The sequence below is a fragment of the Nocardia farcinica genome, assembly GCF_029867845.1.
GTDB lineage: Bacteria > Actinomycetota > Actinomycetes > Mycobacteriales > Mycobacteriaceae > Nocardia > Nocardia farcinica_A.
Genome location: NZ_JARWRU010001212.1, coordinates 1 through 6199, shown reverse-complemented (window position 1 = coordinate 6199; position 6199 = coordinate 1). Strand labels below are relative to the sequence as shown.

Annotated in this window: 4 protein-coding genes; 2 read left to right on the top strand and 2 right to left on the bottom strand. The window is 71.1% G+C overall.

Annotated features, from left to right (window positions below):
* Positions 1-765: type VII secretion integral membrane protein EccD (gene eccD / locus QH283_RS26890; RefSeq protein WP_280505730.1), on the bottom strand; the 765-nt coding region annotated here is incomplete at its 3' end.
* Between the two features lie 118 nt (positions 766-883).
* Here eccD and eccA point away from each other — a divergent pair.
* Positions 884-2701, top strand: a complete 1818-nt coding sequence (eccA, locus tag QH283_RS26885; RefSeq protein ID WP_280505729.1) for a type VII secretion AAA-ATPase EccA — start codon at positions 884-886, stop codon at positions 2699-2701.
* Between the two features lie 37 nt (positions 2702-2738).
* Here eccA and eccB read toward each other — a convergent pair whose 3' ends face one another.
* Positions 2739-4187: a type VII secretion protein EccB gene (eccB, locus tag QH283_RS26880; protein ID WP_280505728.1), complete on the bottom strand. Its 1449-nt coding sequence runs from the start codon at positions 4185-4187 to the stop codon at positions 2739-2741.
* Between the two features lie 141 nt (positions 4188-4328).
* On the opposite strand from eccB, the gene eccE reads away from it, so the two are divergent.
* On the top strand, positions 4329-6077 hold the full coding sequence (gene eccE / locus QH283_RS26875; RefSeq protein WP_280505727.1) for a type VII secretion protein EccE: 1749 nt from the start codon (positions 4329-4331) through the stop codon (positions 6075-6077).
* Positions 6078-6199 lie beyond the last annotated feature (122 nt).

Genomic DNA, 6199 nt, shown 5'->3' with positions numbered 1-6199 from the left:
CAACTGCGGGGTGGTTTGGCCCGCCGCTAACATCGGCCCCCCCACCCCGGCCCCGCTCCCCCCCCCCCCGCCCCCCCCCTGTGCGGCCACCGCGCCGAGCAACACGTTCGGCGCCTCGACGGGGCCGGGCACGAACAGCATTCCGGCGGCGGCGATCAGCAGCACCCCGTGCAACGACAGCAGCACCGAGGCCAGCGACGCCCCGTACCGGCGGACCGCGATCACCGCCGAAACCATCGCGGCCGCACCGACTCCCGCGGGCAGGAAACCGATCACCCAGCCCGCGTCCTCGGCTCTTGCCGCCACCAGCAGGCCGGTGCCCGCCAGGACCGCCACCAGTGCGCCGATCAGGCCCATCCACGCCGCCGAGATCGGCGACCAGTGCCGGAAACTCGTCGTGGTCAGTTCCGAGACGGCGTCGATGACGTCGTCGAACAGCGCGGGCGACTCCTTGGCCGCGACCGGGCGGAGCACGAGCAGCTCGCCGTCGTAGATCTCGGCCTCGGTGAGGGTCTGATTGGGGGCGATGGGATCGCGGCCGATCCGCGCCAGCGTCCAGTGCTGGGTGACCAGCGGCGCGCCCTCTTCGTGTTCGGTCAGATCCGGGTTGCGCGATTCGATCAGCTCGACGATGTCGGAGATGAACGCCGCGATCGGCACGGTGGCGGGCAACCCGAGATCAACCTGGGTATTGCCCCCGATGACCGATACGCGGCACAGCTCTGGATCGGCCACACCCGAGCCACCGGTCGACGACTCTGTCACTGGCTCGAATACTCCCTACATTGCACCTGTCCCCGGCAACAGCCTCAATCTATCGCAGCGGCAGCCGGTATGCTTAACGGGAATTCGCTCATCCCGGCAGTTTTGGGGGCCAACCCGCATGACCGGCAATCGCCAAGCGCAACGCGCGTTCGACGCAGGAGTTCTCTCCCTCGGCATTGCCATCGAAGGCCAGGAGTCCGTTCGCGACCTCGATTACGCCAAGCTGGCGTTCACCCGGGCGACCGAATGGGACCCGCAGATGTGTGATGCCTGGCTCGGGCGCGCGGCCGCGGGTGAGGTCACCCGCGAAGTGCTGTTCAACCTGCACAAAACCAGCAAGCACACACTGTTCCGCGAGCAGCGCAGGCTCGGCCTGGCGCCACGGGTGCTCGCCGGGCGATTCGTGGTCGGCCAATACATCGACTACCCGCTCGCCAGCTACACCGAGATCTGGCTGGCACAGGCCTCGCAGCTGATCGCCGACGGTGAGTACGACGAAGCCGAACGTTTGCTCGACGAACTGGCCGAGCATCGGAAATCACAGCTGTCGCAATCCGATCGCGGCGTCGACGACCGCATCTGCGCCTATGTGCGCGGCGTGCTGCACTACCAGACCCAGCGCTGGTCGGATGTGATGACGGTGCTCGCCGGCTCCGCCGAGTGGGACGATCCGTACCTCGCCGCGGGCGCGCACGTGATGGTCGGCACCGCCTGCGCACAGCTCGGCCTGTTCGGCGAGGCCATCCGGCGCATGGAACAGGCCGAGGCGGGCCCGATTCCGGCGGCGGCCACCACCGCGCGCTTCTGCCGCGGCCTGTGCCTGCGCGAGACCGGTCACGAGGATCAGGCGCAGGCGCTGTTCGAGAAGGTCTTCTCCGAGGCGCCCGACTTCGAGGCCAACACCAAGGCGATGCGAGATCCCAAGTATCGCCTCACCGTCACCACCCGCGAACAGATCGAGGCACGCACCGATCGCTGGGATCCGGCCTCCGCGCCCTCGCCCGAGGAGCTCGGCCAGCAGGAACGCGACGACCGGGCCAAGCAGATCCTGCAGGCCGCGCGCGCCGAACTGGACGCGCAGATCGGCTTGGAAGCGGTCAAGATCCAGGTCGCGAAGTTGCAGGCCACCGCGCAGCTGGCCAAGGTCCGCGCGGAGAAGGGCATGGCCGCGGTCCCGCGCGGTCAGCATCTGGCGTTCACCGGTCCGCCCGGCACGGGCAAGACCACCGTCGCGCGAGTGGTCGCCAAGATCTATTGCGGGCTGGGCCTGTTGAAGACCGACAATCTGGTGGAGGCCAAGCGCGCCGATTTCGTCGGCCAGCATCTGGGTTCGACCGCCATCAAGACCTCCGCGCTGATCGACAGCGCCATGGACGGCGTGCTGTTCATCGACGAGGCCTACACGCTGATCCAGACCGGCCTGTCCGGCGGCGACGCCTTCGGCCGCGAAGCGGTGGACACACTGCTGGCCCGCATGGAGAACGACCGCGACCGGCTGGTGGTGATCATCGCCGGCTACGACGGCGAGATCGACCGGCTGCTCGCGGCCAACGACGGCCTGGCGTCCCGGTTCGCCAAACGGGTGAAGTTCGAGTCCTACACCCCAGAGGAACTGGGCCGCATCGGTCAGTTCATCGCCGGCCGAAGGGATTCGGAGATCTCGGAGGAGGCGCTGGCCCTGCTCGTCTCGGCGTGCGCGGAACTCTACGAGCGCGAGAGCACCGACCAGACCGGCGCCCCGCGGCGCGGCATCGATCTCGCGGGCAACGGCCGGTTCATCCGCAACGTCATCGAGGCCGCCGAGGAGGAACGCGAGTTCCGGTTGGCCAGCGACGCCGACCTGGACCTGTCCGCGCTCGACGAATCGACGCTCATGCGCATCGAGGCCGACGACATGCGCAAGGCACTGGAGTCGGTGCTGTCCACCCTGCGCTGAGGGGCGGCCCCCGTGGCCACCGAGCGGGACCGGCCGCTCAGGGCAGGCCGGTGGGCAGCACGTCGTGGCTGACGAGCGCGTCGGCCCGGTTCAGCGTCGGCCCGGGGACCAGCTCGGCGATGATCGGCCAAGGCGCCGGGCTCGGCGTCTCGGCCAGGCCGAGCACGGCGGCCGTCTGCGCGTCCGGGACGCCGTAGCGGATGCCGTTCTCCGCGATGTAGAACAGGCTGCCCCGGCGCTCGCTCGCCGGCTCGATGCCGGTGGTCTGCACGTACTCACCGGTGCCCGGCGGGATGTAGACCGCGTCGATGCGGTCGCCGCTGCCGTCGGCGGTGGCCAGTTCCACCGGCGCCGCCGAAACGGCCAGCGGCAGCCCCCGGCCCGCGGTGAACTCGACGGTCGCGGCCGGGTGCTCCGCGCCACGTGACCAGGTCAGGCAGCCGACCGGAGCGTTCTCGGCGGTCAGGATCTCGGGGATCTCCCGTGGGAACCGATCGACCGGGAGCCGTTGCACCACCGGCACACCCACCAGCCGGTCCGGCGGCACCGCGACCACATCGGCCATCTCCTGTGAGTTCGCGGTGCGGATCACCTCGGCCGCGAACGGGGACACCGGCTGCACACCGTCGGCGAGGACGACGAACATGTCCTCCGAGGCCACGGTGCGCACCCGGATCACACCGCCGACCGGCACCTCGGCCAGCGCGCCCGGTCCGGGGCCGCCGAGACCGTCGATGACCGGCGCACGCAGCGGGGGCACCTCCAGCGTCGCGTTGAGCAGGCCGGCGCTGATCGGCCGGGCGGTCAGCCCGTCGAGTCCGAGGGCGCGCACGAGCACCGGATCGGCCGGGTCCACCTCCGCGCGTTTGCCGTCGTAGAGCAGATAGGTCTTGTCCCCCTTGGTGACCAGCAGCGTCTGCGCCTCGCCCAGCGGCCGGGCCGCGTATTCCGCGCCGGTGTCCGGCTCGCCCGCGATGGCCGTGGTCTTCAGCCCGTTGGTGGTGCGGCCCGACGGCGAGAGCGTGACGGTGTCGCAGAGGCTCCAGGTGGACCGATCCCCCGCCGAGGAGCCGGGCAGGAAGGAGGGGGCGCCGGGGATGCCGAGCAGCGGACCGCGCGGACGGTCGGACAGCTTCGACGCCTTGACCGAGGTCGGGTCCTCGTTGCTGCCGGTGATCAGCCGCGCGGAGGCCAGATTCAGCACCGGGTGCAACCGGTCGTCGGCCACCACGTACAGCGCGCCGGTCTCCTTGGCCATCACGATCGAGGCGTCGCCGACCGTGCCCTGCGGCTTGAGGAAGGCCATGATCGCCGCACCCGCGACGACGAGCAGGCCGAGCACCGCGCCGACGATCAGCGATCGTGACTGGGAACGCATGGGGTCGTGCAACATTCGCACGTCGCGCCGGATGAGCGCGTGCTCGTATCTGCGCAGCAGGAAACGATAGCCGTTGACTTGCTGACGGGTGGTCAACTGAGCGGGCACAGAAACCCTCCGGGACGGCCGCGATACGGAACTACTGCACGATGCGAAATCGGCTCGTCCGCAGCGGGAAACACCGGCGGTCGAGGTGATCTCGTCGGACAACAGTAGCGAAGGTCGGCGAATGGGGTCCATGATGAGGCTATGGCGTCCACTACGGCCGGGTCGGCCGCAGATGCCCCGGTGCATCCCCTGCGTTCCCCGCAATTCTGGTTCTTCCGCACGTTTCCGCTGCGCCGGGTGCTCGCGGTCCTGGCGGTGGCGAACGCGATCGCGGTGACCGCCCTGATCTTCGACGCCCCGCCCGCGGCCGCCGCGGGCGGGGCCGCCGCGCTCTTCGTGCTGTTGCTCGTCCCGGTCCGCGGGACGAGCGCGGCGGGCTGGCTCGCCGCGAAGGCCGCCTTCGTCCGGCAGCGATTCGGCAGACGCCCGATCCCCGCCGGGGACGCACCGTTCGACGTGCCGCTGCCCGACGGCGGCAGCTACGGCATGCGCTGGGACGGCCGTCACGTGATCACCGTGCTGCGTCTGGACGCGCCGCCGCCGTTCGTGACCAGGTTGAGCCCGAGCGGGCTGAGCACCGGCGACAAGGTCCCGCTGCCGGAACTGGCGCGCTGCCTCAACCAGTTCGACATCGAACTGGCGGCGATCGATGTGATCAGCACCGGCGCGCGCACCGCCGCCGTGGGTGCGGTCGCCCGGCTCTACGACCAGATCCTCGGCCCGCTGCCCGCGGTCGCCCATCGCACGGTCTGGGTGGTGCTGCGGCTAGATCCGCTGGCCAACGCGGCCGCCGCGAACCGCCGGGGCGGCGGATCGACCGGCGTGCTGCGCACGGTCATCGTGGCCACCCAGCGGGTCGCGAACCGGCTGGCGGCCAGGGGGCTGACGGCCTCGGTGCTGTCGAGCGCGGAACTGAACGCCATGGTGCACCAGCTGACCCACGGGGTCGATCTCGCCGCGTTCACCGAATCGCCCGACGCGCTCGAGCACGACGGATTGCGCACCACCACCTTCCGGGCGGAGCTGGACGCTCTCGGCCCGCGCGGGTTCGCGGACATGTGGACCACATCGACGATCGCCACCACGGTGACGATGCGGCTGCGGCGGGCGCCGGAGGAGCCGGGCCGGGCCTCTGACCCCGGCGACGGCGCCAGGATCGATGTGTCCGCGCTGGTGCGTTTCACCACGAGAAAGGACGCGCAGCTGCCGGACCGTCCCGGCCTGATCGCGCTGCCCGGCAGGCAGTTCCGCGCGTTGGTGCACACCCTGCCGATCGGCACCGCCGAGTCCGGCCTGCCGGAGGAGAGCGTGATCGGCGACGCCGACGCGCTGACCGAGCTGACGACGCCGATCGCAGGCTGCGGCCAGCTCATCGGCGCCGACGACTCCGGGCAGGGTGTGGCCATGCCGCTGGTCGCCGCGCATGTGCGGCGGGTCGAGGTCACCGGGGGCGTTCTGGTCGCCAAGCAGGTGATCCTGCGCGCCATCGCCGTCGGCGCGACCGTCGTCGTGCACACCACCCGCCACGATGCCTGGCGGACGATGGTGGATCGGGTCGGCTCCCCCGCGCTGACGCTGGCGGCCTGGTCGGCGGGCTCACAGCAGGCGAACTCGCACCGGTCGGCGAATGTCGTCGTCTACGACGGGGTGCCGGTCACCGGGCATCATTCGGACACCACCGTGATCGTGGTCCGCGAGCACGGCGCCGCGCCGAGCGGCGGCTTCGAGCCCGACATCACGCTCACCGAGAGCGAGCACACCGCCAACGTCGTGACGATCCGTTCGGCGGCGGGTGCGGCGACGGTCAGGATGGTCGCGACCCCGTTCGAGATCGCCTATCTCGGCATCGCCGAACCCTCGGCCGAGCAGGCCCGCCTGCAACCGGCCTGATCCCACCCGCGACCGCCCGGCGGCGTCGCGTCCGGCAGCCCGCGCCCGGGCAGCCGGAACGGGGGGCGCGGGGGGGGGGCGGCCGGGGCGCCCCCCCCCCCCCCCCCCCCCCGCGCGCGGGG

Excerpts from the sequence above, each read along its gene's own strand:
- eccA (WP_280505729.1), top strand. The coding sequence starts at position 884 with ATGACCGGCAATCGCCAAGCGCAACGCGCGTTCGACGCAGGAGTTCTC.
- eccE (WP_280505727.1), top strand. The coding sequence starts at position 4,329 with ATGGCGTCCACTACGGCCGGGTCGGCCGCAGATGCCCCGGTGCATCCC.